The organism is Stenotrophomonas lactitubi (assembly GCF_002803515.1).
Lineage (GTDB): Bacteria > Pseudomonadota > Gammaproteobacteria > Xanthomonadales > Xanthomonadaceae > Stenotrophomonas > Stenotrophomonas lactitubi.
Window position 1 is genome coordinate 2,565,051 of sequence record NZ_PHQX01000001.1, and the last position, 15,153, is coordinate 2,580,203.

Annotated in this window: 14 protein-coding genes; 3 read left to right on the top strand and 11 right to left on the bottom strand. The window is 66.4% G+C overall.

The annotated features are described in order from the left end of the window. Positions 1–321: 321 nt before the first annotated feature. From CR156_RS12075 to CR156_RS12125, 11 genes are all read right to left on the bottom strand, one after another. Positions 322–1,593, bottom strand: a complete 1,272-nt coding sequence (locus tag CR156_RS12075) for a glutamate-5-semialdehyde dehydrogenase (protein ID WP_100553034.1) — start codon at positions 1,591–1,593, stop codon at positions 322–324. Beyond that, positions 1,590–2,747 carry a glutamate 5-kinase gene (proB, locus tag CR156_RS12080; RefSeq protein WP_089236218.1) on the bottom strand — a complete coding sequence of 386 codons (1,158 nt, stop codon included), beginning with the start codon at positions 2,745–2,747 and terminating at the stop codon, positions 1,590–1,592. Before proB ends, CR156_RS12075 begins: the two co-directional genes overlap by 4 nt. Before the next feature lie 10 nt (positions 2,748–2,757). Then, positions 2,758–3,021 (bottom strand): YciI family protein, encoded by a 264-nt coding sequence (locus tag CR156_RS12085; protein ID WP_089236219.1) that lies wholly within the window; start codon positions 3,019–3,021, stop codon positions 2,758–2,760. Continuing rightward, positions 3,021–4,316 carry an argininosuccinate lyase gene (gene argH, locus CR156_RS12090; protein ID WP_100553035.1) on the bottom strand — a complete coding sequence of 432 codons (1,296 nt, stop codon included), beginning with the start codon at positions 4,314–4,316 and terminating at the stop codon, positions 3,021–3,023. Before argH ends, CR156_RS12085 begins: the two co-directional genes overlap by 1 nt. Positions 4,317–4,335: 19 nt before the next feature. Next, a complete protein-coding gene (argC, locus tag CR156_RS12095) occupies positions 4,336–5,292 on the bottom strand; it encodes an N-acetyl-gamma-glutamyl-phosphate reductase (RefSeq protein ID WP_100553036.1) in 957 nt (318 codons plus the stop codon). 10 nt (positions 5,293–5,302) lie between these two features. Beyond that, positions 5,303–5,902, bottom strand: coding sequence for a GNAT family N-acetyltransferase (locus CR156_RS12100; RefSeq protein WP_100553037.1), 600 nt, complete (start codon positions 5,900–5,902; stop codon positions 5,303–5,305). A gap of 5 nt (positions 5,903–5,907) precedes the next feature. Further along, on the bottom strand, positions 5,908–7,236 hold the full coding sequence (locus CR156_RS12105; RefSeq protein ID WP_100554156.1) for an acetylglutamate kinase: 1,329 nt from the start codon (positions 7,234–7,236) through the stop codon (positions 5,908–5,910). Between the two features lie 74 nt (positions 7,237–7,310). After that, a complete protein-coding gene (locus CR156_RS12110; protein WP_100553038.1) occupies positions 7,311–8,399 on the bottom strand; it encodes an acetylornithine deacetylase in 1,089 nt (362 codons plus the stop codon). 140 nt (positions 8,400–8,539) lie between these two features. Then, positions 8,540–9,736, bottom strand: a complete 1,197-nt coding sequence (locus tag CR156_RS12115; RefSeq protein ID WP_089236225.1) for an argininosuccinate synthase — start codon at positions 9,734–9,736, stop codon at positions 8,540–8,542. A gap of 57 nt (positions 9,737–9,793) precedes the next feature. Then, the gene (locus tag CR156_RS12120; RefSeq protein WP_025876421.1) at positions 9,794–10,804 is read right to left on the bottom strand and encodes an N-acetylornithine carbamoyltransferase; all 1,011 of its coding nucleotides are present in this window, start codon (positions 10,802–10,804) and stop codon (positions 9,794–9,796) included. 329 nt (positions 10,805–11,133) lie between these two features. Further along, positions 11,134–11,697 (bottom strand): glycine zipper 2TM domain-containing protein, encoded by a 564-nt coding sequence (locus CR156_RS12125; RefSeq protein WP_089236226.1) that lies wholly within the window; start codon positions 11,695–11,697, stop codon positions 11,134–11,136. A 187-nt stretch (positions 11,698–11,884) separates the two neighbouring features. Between CR156_RS12125 and cysS the strand changes: the two genes are divergently transcribed. The 3 genes from cysS to CR156_RS12140 are packed head-to-tail and all read left to right on the top strand — an operon-like array spanning position 11,885 to position 15,013. Further along, complete coding sequence (gene cysS / locus CR156_RS12130) at positions 11,885–13,261, top strand: cysteine--tRNA ligase (protein WP_100553039.1); 1,377 nt, start codon at positions 11,885–11,887, stop codon at positions 13,259–13,261. 55 nt (positions 13,262–13,316) lie between these two features. Next, on the top strand, positions 13,317–13,769 hold the full coding sequence (locus CR156_RS12135; protein WP_100553040.1) for a SufE family protein: 453 nt from the start codon (positions 13,317–13,319) through the stop codon (positions 13,767–13,769). Continuing rightward, positions 13,766–15,013, top strand: a complete 1,248-nt coding sequence (locus tag CR156_RS12140; protein WP_100553041.1) for an MFS transporter — start codon at positions 13,766–13,768, stop codon at positions 15,011–15,013. The genes CR156_RS12135 and CR156_RS12140 overlap by 4 nt, the downstream gene beginning before the upstream one ends. The last annotated feature ends 140 nt before the right edge of the window (positions 15,014–15,153 follow it).

Here is a 15,153-nt window from a genome sequence, read left to right on the forward strand (position 1 = left end):
TCTCCATCGGAATCGAATATTTCGAATTCGGAATGAAAAACATCCACGCATGGCGTGGATCTACGTGTCGACCAAGGTCGACACCTACCAACAGCAGCACGGTACGTCGTTCCGACAGCTCGCGGAAATCTGTCGAAGGCGGGGTGGGTCCGGTTGCGGGGGTGTAAGCGCCATGGATGGCGCGCCCAAGCCTACAGGGACGTACTTGCGGCGTCCCCCGCAACCGGACCCACCCCGCCATCCCACAGGAACCCAGCTGTTGCCGTTGCTTCGGCCGTTGCTGTTGCCTCTGCGGGTACCGGGCGCAGCCCGGCCGTGAACCTACCTTCTGACCTGGCCTTCGCCGCGCACCACGAAACGTTCGACCGTGAGCGCTTCCAGTCCCATCGGGCCATAGGCATGCAGGCGCGTGGTGGAGATCCCGATCTCGCTGCCGAGGCCGAGCTGGCCGCCATCGGAAAAACGTGAAGACGCGTTGACCATCACCACCGCCGAGCGCAACGCGTTGACGAAACGCTCGGCACTGGCCGCGTCTTCGGTGGCGATCACTTCGGTGTGATCGGAGGTATAGGTGCGGATGTGCGCGATCGCTGCGTCAAGATCGTCGACCACGCAGACCGCCAGTACCAGATCAAGGAACTCGGCGGCATAGTCATCCTCGCTGGCCGCAGTGCTTCCCGGCAGCAACGGCTGCGCGCGCGCGTCGGCACGCAACTGCACACCACGTTCGGCCAGCGCCTGCGCAGCGCGCGGCAGGAAGTCTGCGGCAATGTCCTGGTGCACCAGCAGGGTTTCCAGTGAATTGCACGCGGACGGGCGACTGCACTTGCCATCCACCAGCAGATCGAGCGCTTTTGCAGGGTCGGCACTGGCATCCACGAACAGGTGGCAGACACCCTTGTAGTGCTTGATCACCGGTACCCGTGCGTGTTCTGCAACGAAGCGGATCAGGCCCTCACCACCGCGCGGGATGGCCAGGTCGATCAGTTCATGCAGCTGCAGAAGTTCCAGCATGGCTTCGCGGCGCAGGTCGGTCAGCACCGTCACGGCGGCAGGGGGAACGCCGTTGGCCTTCAATGCCCCGGCCAACGCCTGCGCGATGGCAGTGTTGGAATGGATGGCCTCCGAACCTCCACGCAGAATCACGCCGTTGCCCGCCTTCAGGCACAGCGCGGCGGCTTCGGCGGTTACGTTCGGGCGTGCTTCGTAGATCATCGCGATCACCCCCAGCGGCACGCGCACCTTCTGTACGCGGATGCCGTTCGGACGCACGTCGTCGCGGGTCACCTGCCCGACCGGGTCCGGCAGGCCCGCCACCTCACGCACCGCATCGGCCATTGCCAGCAGGCGTGCCGGGTCCAGCGCCAGGCGGTCGAGCATCGCGCTGCCCACGCCCTTGTCGCGGGCGGCGGCCAGATCGCGCGCATTACCCGCAAGAATCTGCCCGGCATTGACCTCCAGCGCCTGCGCCATCGCCAGCAGCAGCGCCCTGCGGGCATCGCTGTCGAGGCCAGCGACCACCTGGGCTGCGTCACGGCAGGCGCGGGCCTGCGATTCGATCTCACTCATCGGGACATCCTGCAATGGGTTCATGGCAGCACCAGATCGTCGCGATGGACGACGGTTCCGCCGTAGTTGTAGCCGAGCACGGTCTGGATGTCGCGCGTGTGGCGGCCGGCAATGCGGCGCACATCATCGGCGGCGTACTGGCTGACACCACGGGCCACGCAGACCCGGCCAGCTTCGGTGTTCCAGCACACCTGCACCATGTCACCACGGCGGAACGCGCCATCGGCACCGGTGATGCCACCGGGCAGCAGTGAGGCGCCCTTCTCGCGCATCGCCTGCGCTGCACCGGCGTCGATCAGGATCGCGCCTTCGGCCAGCGGCGCGTGCCGCAGCCAGTGCTTGCGGGCGGCCTCGCGGCTGCGCGCCGCGTGGATGCGGGTACCGAACAGGCGATCCTGCGCCAGCGCGCGCACCACCTCGCCGCTGCGACCGTTGAACAGATAGGTTTCGATGCCGACACGGCCGGCCTTGGCCGCGGCCTCCAGCTTGGTGCGCATGCCGCCGGTACCGGCGACTGAACCGGCACCACCGGCCATCGCCAGCACGGCATCATTCAACTCGGGCACGTCGTGCAGCGGCCGTGCATCGGCATGCGTGCGCGGGTCGGCACTGTAGAGGCCATCGATGTCGGTGGCGATGAACAGTGCATCAGCATCGACCAGCGCCGCCACGGTCGCGGCCAGGTTGTCGTTGTCGCCGAGCTTGAGCTCGTCCACCGATACGGTGTCGTTCTCGTTGACCACCGGCAACGCACCCAGCCGCAACAGCTCGTTGAGGGTGGCCCGCGCATTGAGGTAGCGACGGCGGTTGCGCAGATCGTCATGGGTCAGCAGCACCTGCGCCACCGGGCGCTCGAAGAAGCGCTGCCACAGACCGATCAGCTGCGCCTGGCCAAGTGCCGCCAATGCCTGTCGCGCAGCCATCGCCGCACCGGGCTCATCGGCCCTGGGCAGGATCGCGCGGCCGGCAGCCACCGCGCCGGAGGAGACGATGACCACTTCGCGCCCGGCCAGCACATTGGCCGAGACGAACTGGGCCAGGCCCAGCGCGTGACGCGGTGACAGGCCACCGCCATCGGCCGCGAGCAGGCTGCTGCCGACCTTGAGTACAGCACGCCGCCACGACGGCAGCGCTTGTTCGGGGAACGGCGATGCAACGTTGGCGGCGTGGACAGTCATCGGGGGCGCCTCAGCGGGTATTCCATTCATGGACGCTCAGCGCGGATGCCTGCATCGTCACCAGCGGATCGGTGGCGACGATGGCCTGTGCCTGCGCAAGGCTGTCGACGTTGCACAGCACATAGGCGCCGCCACTGCCATCGGCAAAGCCGCCGGTCAGCTGCAGCTTGCCCTCGGCCTGCAACGCATCAAGAAAGTCGCGGTGCGGTTGCACCACAGCGTCGGTGAAGCCGGGCTGGCGCATCGCCAGCACCAGGTAGACGGTGCCGGCCATCAGGACAGCGCCTGCCAGCGCGCGCGCAGTTCATCCAGGCGCAGGTCCGACGCCGAACCCGGCGATACACGCGCCGCCAGGCTGCCTTCCGGCGTACGCCCCTGCCCTGCGCTGTCGGCGCCGGCAGCAGCGGCCTTGTAGGCCTCGCGGAAGGGTACGCCCGCGACCGCAGCTTCCACCGCTACGTCGGTGGCGTACATGCCTGAATCGATCGCCGCACGCAGCTTGTCATCGCGCCATTCCAGGTTGGCCAGCAGCGCCGGCAGCAGCTCCAGCGCGGCCAGGCCACGGCCGAAGCCGTGGAAGATCGCGCCCTTGGACGACTGCAGGTCACGGTGGTAACCCGACGGCAGCGACAGCAACTGCTCGATCTCGGTACGTGCAGCGGCGACGCTGGCATGGGTCGCCCGCATCAGCTCGATCACGTCCGGATTGCGCTTGTTGGGCATGATCGAACTGCCGGTGGTGTACTGCGCCGGCAGCGCCACGAAACCGAATTCGGCGCTGGTGAACAGCGACAGGTCCCAGGCGATGCGGCGCAGGTCCAGGGTCGCGCCACCCAGCGCTTCCAGTGCGGCCAGTTCGAACTTGCCACGCGACAGCTGCGCGTAGATCGGCGAGATCTGCATGCGCGCAAAGCCGAGCGCGCGGGTGGTGTGCTCGCGGTCCAGCGGCAGGTTCACGCCGTAACCGGCGGCGGTGCCGAGCGGATTGGCATCGATCAGCGCATGGGTATCACGCGCACGCACAGCGTTGTCGATGAAGGCTTCGGCCCAACCGGCCCACCACATGCCGGCCGAGGACACCACCGCACGCTGGATGTGGGTGTAACCGGGAATCGGCAGGTGCTGTTCGGCCTGCGCACGGTCAAGGGCGACCTTGGCCACTTCGGCACTGACCTGCGCCACGCGCTGCAACTTCTCCTTCAACCACAACCGGGTGGCGACCAGGATCTGGTCGTTGCGGCTGCGGCCGGTGTGGATCTTGCGGCCGGCATCACCAAGGCGTTCGGTCAACCGTGCCTCGATGGCCGAATGGCCATCTTCATACTGCGTATCCAGCACGAAGCGGCCTTCCCGGAAGTCCTGCGCCAGCACCTCCAGCTCGCGCAACAACCCTGCCAGCTCGTCGGCGCTGAGGATGCCGATGTGCTGCAGGCCCTGCGCGTGCGCGGCGCTGGCGGCGATGTCATGCAGGAAGAATTCGCGATCGAGGATCACGTCGTCGCCGGCGAGGAAGGTCTGGATCTGGGCATCGACAGCGACGCCTGGCTTCTGCCAAAGAAGGTCTGCCATGGGGGGCTCCTGTACGGTTTCAGTGCGGGATCGACGTCAGTTCGTCGATGCCCAGCGCGAGATTGAGGTTCTGCATGGCCTGGGTGGCCGCGCCCTTGAGCAGGTTGTCCAGGGTCGCCACCACCACCACCCGCTTGCCACCCGGCGCCAGCGTGAAGCCGCCGACCTGGGCGCCATGGCGGCCGGCGATGCGGCTCACCCACGGCGCCTCGTCCACGACCTCGATGAGCGCTTCACCGGCATAGGCCTGCTGGAAGCGCTCGACGATCTGCTCGCGGGTCTGCACACGGTTCAACCAGAGGTTGGCGGTGAGGGTGATGCCACGGAAATGCGGCGCGACGTGCGGCATGAATTCGACCGCCACGCCCAGCTGCACGGACACCTCACGCTCGTGCACGTGGTTGGTCAGCGCGTACGGCATCAGGTTGTCGGCCAGCAGCTCGACGTTGTTCTTGTCCGACGGCGAGGTGCCGGCACCGGAGTAGCCGGACACGCCGAAGCACTGCGGCGGGCCAGCCAGCAGCTCCCGCAGCGGATGGATCGCCAGCTGCATCGCAGTGGCATAGCAGCCGGGATTGCTGATGTGCTTCTGCCCGTTGTAACGGTCGCGGGTAAGCTCGGGCAGGCCGTAGTACCAGGCAGTGTCGAAACGGTAGTCGGCCGACAGATCGACGATCACCGTGTCCGGCTTCGCCGTTTCCAGCGCCGCCACGAACGGAGCAGCCAGTCCGTTGGGCAGCGCCAGGATCACCGCATCCACGCCCTTGGCGGCAACGGCATCGGCGTTGAGATTCTCGAACTGCAGTTCACCCTGCCACTGCGGGTAGTGGTCGGACACGCGCTGCCCGGCCAGTTCGCGCGAAGAGACGAAGCCCAGCTGCAGGTTCGGATGCGCGGCCACCAGCCGGATCAGCTCGGCGCCGGTATGGCCGCGGGCGCCGACGATGCCGACGGTGAACGAGGAGGAAGTGCTCATGCGTGCGTGCTCATGCGTGCGAGTCGAGGCGGTGCTGCAGGTGGCGTTTCACGCCCTGCCATTCCGCGTCGATGATGGAGAAGATGACGGTGTCGCGCGGCGTGCCGTCGGGATGGCGACGGTGATTGCGCAGCACGCCATCCTGCTTGGCGCCCAGGCGCGCGATCGCGGTGCGCGAGGTGAAGTTGAACCAGCTGGTTTCAAACACCACGCTCAGGCACTCCAGCCGCTCGAAGGCGTGGCTGAGCAGCATCAGCTTGGTTTCGGAGTTGACCCCGGTGCGCTGCACCGACTCGCCATACCAGGTGTAGCCGATGCTGAGCCGCGGTACGTCAGGCTGCAGATCGTAGTAGCGGGTGGTGCCGACAATCTGGTCGTTGGCATCGAACACCACGAACGGCAGCACCTTGCCCTCGGCCTGCACCTGCAGCGCGGCCTGCACATAGCCGGTCATGGTCTTCGCATCGGGCACCTGCGTGTACCAGAGCTTCGACAACGCACCGTCACCCAACGCACCGCGCAGGCCATCGATATGGCTCATCTGCAGCGGTTCCAGCCGCGCATGCGTGCCGGTCAGCGTGGGTACCTTGGTCCAGTCTGCGTGATTCATCGTGCTCAGCCCTCCAGGCTCGGTGCACGCACGGCGCAATGGTCGACATAGGTCCTGATCCGGTCGATGCCATCGGCACCGTACCAGAACACCTTCCAATTGCCCTGCTTGTAGCAGCCATCGGATTCGGCGTAGTAGAAATGGTTGATCGGGTTGCCGTTGCGTGAGCGCCAGAACAGCTGAGGAGTTTCTTCCAGCATCACGTTCCAGACGGCGCGGCCCAGGCCTTCACCCTGCGCATCGTCGAGCACGGCGAACTTGTCCAGGTACACGCCCTCGGCCTCATCGGTGAGGATCACCGCCGTGCGGTAGTTCTCGCTGACATAGGCGCGCAGCAGCGTGGTCTTCTCGAAATAGTCCGGCACCAGGGTGCGGCCGAAACTGGATTCGATCAGGCCCTTCAGGCGCGGCAGGTCCAGCTCGCTCCAAGCGGTTGCACGCAGCACCTTCTCGCCCTTGCGTACCAGCGTACCCGAGCCCTTGTGGGTAAACAGTTCCTTGGCCAGGTCGGCGGGCCGGGTGATCGACACCGACGATTCCAGCGGCAGCCGGTCCAGCAGCGACTTGATCTGTTCGATCTTCACCTTCATGCCACCGTGGATCCACGGTTGCGCGATCAGGTGGTCGTACTCGGTGGACAGGTTGATCGAATCGATCACGCTGCCCTCTTCGTCCAGCAGGCCGCCGGTACCGGTCAGGAAGATGATCTTGTACGGCTGCAGTTCCTGCACCAGTTCGTTGGCGGCGAAGTCGGCATTGACGTTGAGGATCTGTCCACCGGCGGTCTCACCGAGGCTGGTGATGACCGGGATCGAGCCGGCACGCAGGCTGGCTTCGATCGGTGCCAGGTTGACCTTCTTCACCTCGCCGACCAGACCGTAGGTATCCAGGCCCAGGTACTCCGCCTCGAACACGCCACCCGTGATGGACGTGGCGCGCGCGCCGTTCTGCTGCAGGGCTTCGACCAGGCGCAGGTTGGATTGCTGGAACACCCGGCGCACGATCGCCAGCGCTTCCGGCGAGGTCACCCGCAGGCCGTTGACCGTCTGCTTTTCAATGCCGGCGGCCGCCAGTTCCGCATCCAGCTGCGGGCCGGCGCCATGCAGCACGATCGGGGTCAGGCCGACCTCCTGCAGGAACGACAGCGAGGAGGTCAGCGCGTCGAGATCGTCGCGCAGCACTGCGCCGCCGACCTTGACCACGGCGAAGCGCTTGGCGTCCAGCTGCGAGAAGCGCTTGAGGTACTGGCTGATCTCCTTCGCGCTGGCCATGCTCGAGAGCAGGCGCACGATGGTCTGGCGGGTCTGGCGGTGGGGCTGGAGGGCAGGAGACATTTCGGTTTCGTCACAGGCGGCGGTCGCCGCGTTGCAGTTCCGCCGCGCAGAAGCGCAGCGGCGTTGTAGGTCGATCAGGCGCCGGCGGCGATGATCCGGCATACGGCGTCGGTGTAGCGCTGCAGCTGCTCCAGCGTCACGAACTCGTCGGCGGTGTGGGCCTGGGCGATGTCGCCCGGGCCGAACACCAGCGTGGTATAGCCAGCGGCCGAGAACAGCGACGCCTCGGTCCAGAAGTCCACCGCGTTGCCGATCGGAATATCCAACGCATCGGCCACGTCGCGCGCCAGCAGGCGGCGGTTCTCGGCTTCGGCGATGTCGCCCGCCGGCAGGCTGGGGCCACGGAAGGTTTCGGTGAACACCGCCGCTTCCGGTTCGGCGAAACCGGCAAAGGTCGCCAGCAGCGCATCGATATCCATCGACGGCAGCGGCCGGAAGCCGAAGCGCACTTCCGCCGCCGGCGCGATCATGTTGGCCTTGATGCCACCTTCAACCCGCCCGATGTTGAAGCGCAGGCCGGTCAATCCACCGAAGCGTGCCGAGGCCAGCGATTCGACGTGGTCCAGCGCACGGTTGCCCCAGCGCATCGCCTGGTGCAGCGCACTGGCGGCTGCATCCTGCTTGCCCGACGCGTGGCCGGCACGGCCGGCGAACTGCATCAGCACCGAGCTGATGCCACGATGCGCGAGCACCGCTTCGCTCATGGTCGGTTCGGCCACCAACACCGCTTCGTACTTGATGCCCCGGGCCAGGAACGCGGCAATACAGCGCGGATCGTTGGCTTCTTCATCGCTGGAGAACAGGAACGCCGCGTCGCCATCACTGGCATTGGCTGCAGCCACCAGCGCAGCAGCCGCCCCCTTGATGTCACACACACCGAGGCCGACCACACGGTCGTCCAGGCGGCGCATCACGTGCGGGTCGGCACTCCAGTGCGGCGAGTCCGGCACGGTGTCCAGATGCACGTTGAACAGGTACTTCGGCGTACCGCGCACGGCATACAGGCTGACCGCGCCAGCGCCATGGTCGATCACCTCGACATTGAACCCGGGCAGGTTGTCGCGCAGGTAATCGAAGATGCCGCCGGTGGTGATCGCACGCGGCGGGTTGCGGGTGTCGAAGGACACCAGCGCCTGCAGGTGATCGAGCGTCTGTTCAAGCATGAATCAACAATCCTGTGGATTTCCGCCGGGCATGGCCCGGCGCTACCGGAACGCGTCTGGAGGAGAGCCCCCTTCTTGTTGAAGGGGGCGCGCCAACGGCGCGGGGTTAAGGAGGAATGCGCGGGCAGGTCGATCGCGGCTCAGCCGCGGTTGACCTGCGCATACAACGTCGAGCTCATGCCGAACAGCTTGATGAAGCCTTCGGCTTCTTCCACGCCCCAGTCGGCCGACTGCGCATAGGTGGCGCCCTTGGTGTTGAGCAGGTGCGGCGACTTCACCGCAACGGCGTCGACACGACCACCACGGGTTTCCAGCACCACTTCGCCGTTGACCTTGGCCTGCGAGGACTTCAGGAAGGCTTCGATGTCGGTCTTCAGCGGGTCGTGGTAGAAGCCTTCGTACACCAGCTCCACCCACTTGCGCGCCACGTCCGGCTTGAAGCGGTTCTGCTGCTTGGTCAGCACCGCATCTTCCAGCGCGCGGTGCGCGGCCAGCAGCGAGACCAGGCCCGGTGCCTCGAACACGATGCGGCCCTTCAGGCCGATCACGGTGTCGCCGGTGTACACGCCACGGCCGACGCCGTAGGGGGCAAACAGCTTGTTGAGCTGGGCCAGGATCTGCTCACCCGGCAGGGCCTTGCCGTTGAGCTCCACGGCTTCGCCTTCGACAAACTTCAGGGTGACGGTCAGCGGTGCTTCCGGCCATTCGCTGCGCGGTGCGCACCAGCCACGGGCGCCCTCGCCCGGTGCTTCCCAACGATCGATCTCGCCACCGGACATGGTCAGGCCCAGCAGGTTCTCGTTGATGGTGTAGGCCTGCTGCTTGGCGCGCACGCCGAAGCCACGCTCTTCCAGGTACTTCTGCTCGTAGGCGCGGGTCTGGGTGTGTTCCTTCTGGATCTCGCGGATCGGCGCGATGATCTGGTAGTCACCCAGGGCCTTCACTGCCAGGTCGAAACGCACCTGGTCGTTGCCCATGCCGGTGCAGCCGTGAGCGATGATGTTGGTGCCCAGTTCGGCGGCGCGCTTGAGCGCGGCATCGACGATCAGGTAACGGTCCGACACCAGCAACGGGTACTGGCCCTGGTAGCCCTCACCGGCCCACACGAACGGCTTGACGAAGCCGGACCAGATGGCCGGACCGCCATCGACGGTCTGGTGGCTGGTGACACCCAGTTCGGCGGCACGCTTCTCGATGAAATCGCGCTCTTCGTCATCCACGCCGCCGGTATCGGCGAACACGGTATGCACGTTGTAGCCGCGCTCCTGCAGGTACGGCACGCAGAAGCTGGTATCAAGGCCGCCGGAGAAGGCGAGAACGACGTCTTTGTTGCTCATGGGGGTATGTCCTGGTAGCGCCGGGCCATGCCCGGCGGAAATGTTCGAATGGAGAAATCAGCGCCCGGCAACAGCGGCCATGATCGCCTTCTGCACATGCAGGCGATTCTCGGCCTCGTTGATGGCGATGCACTGCGGCGAATCCATCACGCCGTCAGTCGCCTTCACGTTGCGGCGCAGTGGCAGGCAGTGGCTGAACACGCCGTTGTTGGTCAGCGCCATCTTCCGCTCGTCGACGATGAAGTGCTTGAACTGGTCGCGGATCGGCTTCTCCGGTTCCCAGTTGCCGAAGAACGGCAGTGCGCCCCAGCTCTTGGCATAGACCACGTCGGCACCGGCATAGGCGCTGTCGATGTCATGGCTGATCTTCAGCGAACCGCCGCTCTCGGCCACGTTCTGCTCGGCCCAGCCCATGTAGCGCTCGTCGAGGATGTAGTCGGCGGTCGGGCACAGCAGCGTCACGTCCATGCCCATGCGGGTGGCGATGGTCAGCGCCGAGTTGGCCACGGCGGTGTTCAGCGGCTTGGGGTGGTAGGTCCAGGTCAGCACGTACTTCTTGCCGCGCAGGTCCTGGGTGCCGAAATGCTCCTGCAGGGCCATCACGTGCGCCAGCTCTTGGCACGGGTGGGTGATGGTCTCCATGTTGATCACCGGCACCGGCGAGTACCTGGCGAAACTCTCGAGCACGACGTCCTGGCGGTCGTAGGCCCAGTCGACGAACTTCGGGAACGCGCGCACGGCGATGATGTCGCAGTAACGGCCGAGCACCTTGGCCACTTCAGCGATGTGCTCTTCGGTATCGCCATCCATCACCGTGCCGAGGTTGAACTCGATCGGCCATGCATCCTTGCCCGGCTGCAGCACCACTGCGTGGGCACCGAGCTGGAACGCGCCCAGCTCGAAACTGGTGCGGGTACGCATGGACGGATTGAAGAACACCAGCGCGATCGACTTGCCCTTGAGCTGGTCGCCGAGCTTGTTGCGCTTGAACAGCGCAGCCTGGGTCAGCAGCGCGTCAAGTTCGCTGCGGCTCCAGTCCTGGGTGTTCAGGAAGTGCTTGGGGGACATCATCATTCCTTGCATGAGCGGCGCCGGTGGCCGACGCGGTGGAAGGTGGAAGGGAAAACCGGGAACCAAGGTGATACGAAAAGGTTGCAGATGAAGCTTTCAGAACGCGGAAACGAAAAAACCCAGCCGGCGGGCTGGGTTTTTTTCGGACGAACAGCAGAAAGCTCCGGATTACCCAGCGAGAATGTGGGGTTCCGGTCGACGGGCACGCGACGTCATGCCAGTGGCCTGGCGGGCGGCGCTGCTGTCGTGCTGGAAGTCGGTGAGCTTCATTGGTCGGCAATCTTTACATGCGGCCGGGGCCGGCGCAAGAGGCCGGCGTCGCAGAATCAGGGGGTACCAGCGGCAGCCTGCTCGGGGCCTACCCACGGGGTGATCGAAACCCGGATCTTCAGCCGGTTGCCAGGGTCTTCCGGCAGCCGTGAACGGTACTTGGTGCCCTTGTAGACGTAATCCACGTCGTAGGCGATGGGGCGGCGGAACTCACGCCCGACAGGCACGATGCGACAGTCCCGGGTCAGCATCGGACCGGTATTGGCCGGCGCCGGGGCGGGGGTTTCCGCCGGAAGCTCCTCCAGCGTCTCCTCGTCGCTGCGCTTGAACATCGAGCGCACCGAATCCCACAGGCGGCCGATGCGGCCCTTGTCCTCGACCGGCTCCTCGCCGGTGACATTGACCGGGGCCAGGGTGCGGGTCGAGACCGGCTCGCAGTGCTCCTCGGTACGGGTTGCGCGCAGGGTCTGGAACACCGGCTCCACGTTGAGCACCTGGGCGTAGTCGAACTTCACGTTCTCCACGATCACCACCCGGTTGCGGGGCTCGGCCTCCTGGGCCAGGACCACGGCGGGCAGCGCCGACAGGCAGGCCAGGGTCAGCAACGCGGTGGTTTTCATTGGCGATGGGAGCAGGGACACGGCAATAGTGTAGGCAGTGGTGACCGCAAGGGGCTGAACATTACCCGTCCGCGCCGTTCCTGCCCACCCCACCCCACCCGCCGGTGACGTCCACCGGTGGCAATGGTCCCCCCAAAGGGGCCCGACACGTTCTAAAATCACAGGCTTGTCCCCCAGTCACAGACCCATGACCCTGCGCCTGCACAACAACCTGACTCGCCAGCTCGAACCGTTCACCCCGCTCGACCCGGCCTGTCCGACCCTGTATGTGTGCGGCCCGACGGTCTACAACTACGTGCACATCGGCAACGCCCGTGGGCCGGTGGTGTTCGGGGTGCTGGCCGACCTGCTGCGGCGGCGCTTCGGTGCCCTGCGCTACGCCCGCAACATCACCGACGTGGACGACAAGATCAACACCGCCGCGCGCGAGCAGGGGGTGCCGATCAGCACCATCACCGACCGTTTCGCCGCGGCCTACCGTGAAGACATGGCCGCGCTGGGCGTGGTGCCGCCGGACATCGAGCCGGAAGTGACCGCGCACATGGCGCAGATCATCACCATGATCGAGCAGCTGGTCAGCAGCGGGCATGCCTACGCCGCCGAGGGCCATGTACTGTTCGCCGTCGGCAGTTTCGAGGGCTACGGCAAGCTGTCGCGCCGCGATCCGGACGAAATGCTGGCCGGCGCCCGTGTCGAGGTTGCTCCCTACAAGCGCGCGCCCGGCGACTTCGTACTGTGGAAGCCGTCCGGCGACGACCTGCCCGGCTGGGAATCGCCGTGGGGCCGCGGCCGTCCAGGCTGGCATATCGAATGCTCGGCGATGGCCGCCGCACACCTGGGCGAGACCATCGACATCCATGCCGGTGGCGTCGACCTGCAGTTCCCGCACCACGAAAACGAGATCGCGCAGAGCGAGTGCGCGCACGGCGGCAAGGTGTTCGCACGCTTCTGGCTGCACAACGGCATGCTCAACTTCGGCGGCGCCAAGATGAGCAAGTCGATCGGCAACATCGAGCGCGTCCACGACCTGGTGCGTAAACACGCCCCCGAGGCACTGCGCCTGGCCTTGCTGTCGGCCCACTACCGGCAGCCGCTGGACTGGTCCGACGCGCTGATCGAACAGTCCGGCCGCACCCTCGACCGCCTGTACGGCACCCTGCGCGAGCTGGCCGAGGTGGCCGCCACGGCAGTGATCCCGGCAGACATCGAAGCGGCATTGGATGATGATCTCAATACGCCGCAGGCGCTGGCCGAAGTGGCCCGTATCGCCGGCGAAGCGCGCCGCGCCACCGATCCCAGCGAACGCGCACGCCTGAAGAGCGAACTGCTCGGCGCGGGTCTCGCCCTGGGCCTGCTGCAGGCCGATCCGGCGCAGTGGTTCGGCAACGCCGCTGGCGACAGCGACGACGACGCGCGCATCCAGGGCTTGATCGACGAACGTGCGGCAGCCAAGCAGGCGCGCGACTTCGCCCGTTCCGACGCCATCCGCGACCAGCTGGCCGCCGAAGGCATCGTGCTGGAAGACACCCCGCAGGGCGTGCGCTGGTCGCGCAAGCGCGGCTGACCTGCCCTGCCCCGTGGCCGGCCCCACCGGCCACGCCCCCACTGTAGAGACTGTTGTGATCGACTCCCCGTTCCCGCTTGAATCCACCGCCGCCGAGGCACAGACGGCCATCGCCGAGGAATTCGGTTTCTTCGGCGACTGGTCCGAGCGCTACCAGTACCTGATCGACCTCGGCCGCAAGCTGCCCGCCTTTCCGGAAGAATGGAAGACCGAAGAGCACCGCCTGCTCGGTTGCCAGTCGATGGTCTGGATCGTGCCGGAAGGCAATACGCAGTCGCTGCGCTTCCACGCCATCAGCGATTCGGCCATCGTCTCCGGCCTGATCTTCCTGGCGCTGCGGGTGTACTCCGGGCGCACCGCGCAGGAGATCCTGGCCACCGAACCCAGCTATATCCAGGATATCGGCCTGTCCCGCCACCTGTCGCCGACCCGCAGCAACGGCGTGGCGGCGATGCTGGCCTTCATCCGTGAGACCGCGCAGGCCCAGCTGCAGCGCGATCCGTCGTGAGCGAACCTGCCACAGCCGAAGACACCGCGCTGGGCCTGCTGTCCCGGCCCGGTTTCGCCCGGCTGCTGGCGTACCGCATCTTCGCGATGCTGTCCTACCAGGTGGTCGCGGTCACCGTCGGTTGGCACATCTACGAAGTCACCCGCAATCCGTTCTCGCTGGGCCTGATCGGCCTGGCCGAGGTGCTGCCGTTCTTCTGTGTGGCCCCGTTTGCCGGTTATCTGGTGGATCATCTGCCGCGCCGCAAGCTGGGCATGGTCGCCTGTTCCGGACTGATCGCCACCGCGCTGGTGCTGACCAGCGTAGCCAAGGGCTGGCTGCCGGTTGACGGTGTGTGGCCGATCTATGCAGCCATCGCCCTGACCGGCATGGTCCGCGCCTTCCTGTCGCCGATCTACAACGCGCTGTTCGCCCGCGTGCTGCCACGTGAACATTTCGCCCGTGGCGCCGGCCTCGGCGCCGTGGTGTTCCAGACCGGCATGATCGCCGGCCCGGCACTGGGTGGCGTGCTGGTCGGCTTCGGTGGCAAGGGTCTGTCCTATGCGGTGGCCACGGCCTTCGCGCTGGTGGCGATGGGCTGCCTGGCCACGCTGAAAGTGGAAGAACCGGTGCATGCCGGCCCCGCCGCCCCGATCTTCAAGAGCATCGCCGAAGGCGCGCGCTTCGTGGTTGGCAACCGGATCATGGTCGGCGCCATGGCGCTGGACATGTTCTCGGTGCTGCTGGGCGGCGTGGTGGCGATGCTGCCGGCGTTCCTGCACGAGATCCTGCACCACGGCCCGGAGGGCCTGGGCATCCTGCGCGCAGCCCCGGCGCTGGGTTCGGTGTGCGTCGGCCTGTGGCTGGCGCGCCACCCCCTGCACCGCAACGCCGGTCGCGTGCTGCTGTTCGCCGTGGCCGGCTTCGGCCTGTGCGTGATCGGCTTCGGCCTGTCCCAGCACTTCTGGCTGTCGGCGTTGATCCTGCTGTTCTACGGCGCCTTCGACGGCGTGTCGGTGGTGATCCGCTCCACCATCCTGCAGCTGGCCACGCCGGAAGAGATGCGTGGCCGGGTATCGTCGATCAACGGCATCTTCATCAGCTCGTCCAACGAACTGGGCGCGTTCTATGCCGGCACGATGGCCAAGGTTCTGGGGCTGGTACCGGCGGTGGTGCTGGGCGGGTTCGCGGTGCTCAGCGTGGCCGGGATCACCGCGTGGAAGAACCCGACGCTGCGGAGATTGAATCTGCGCGACCTGCAGTGATCCCGCGGAGAGCGGGTTCGGCGGCGCCGGGCATTTGACTGGGCCCGTCACTCTCCCTCGATGCGGTGCTCGGCTCGCTACAAGGCGGACCCAACAGCCGCGAGCGCACGCATGACCGCTCCTGGTAGAGCCAAGCCATG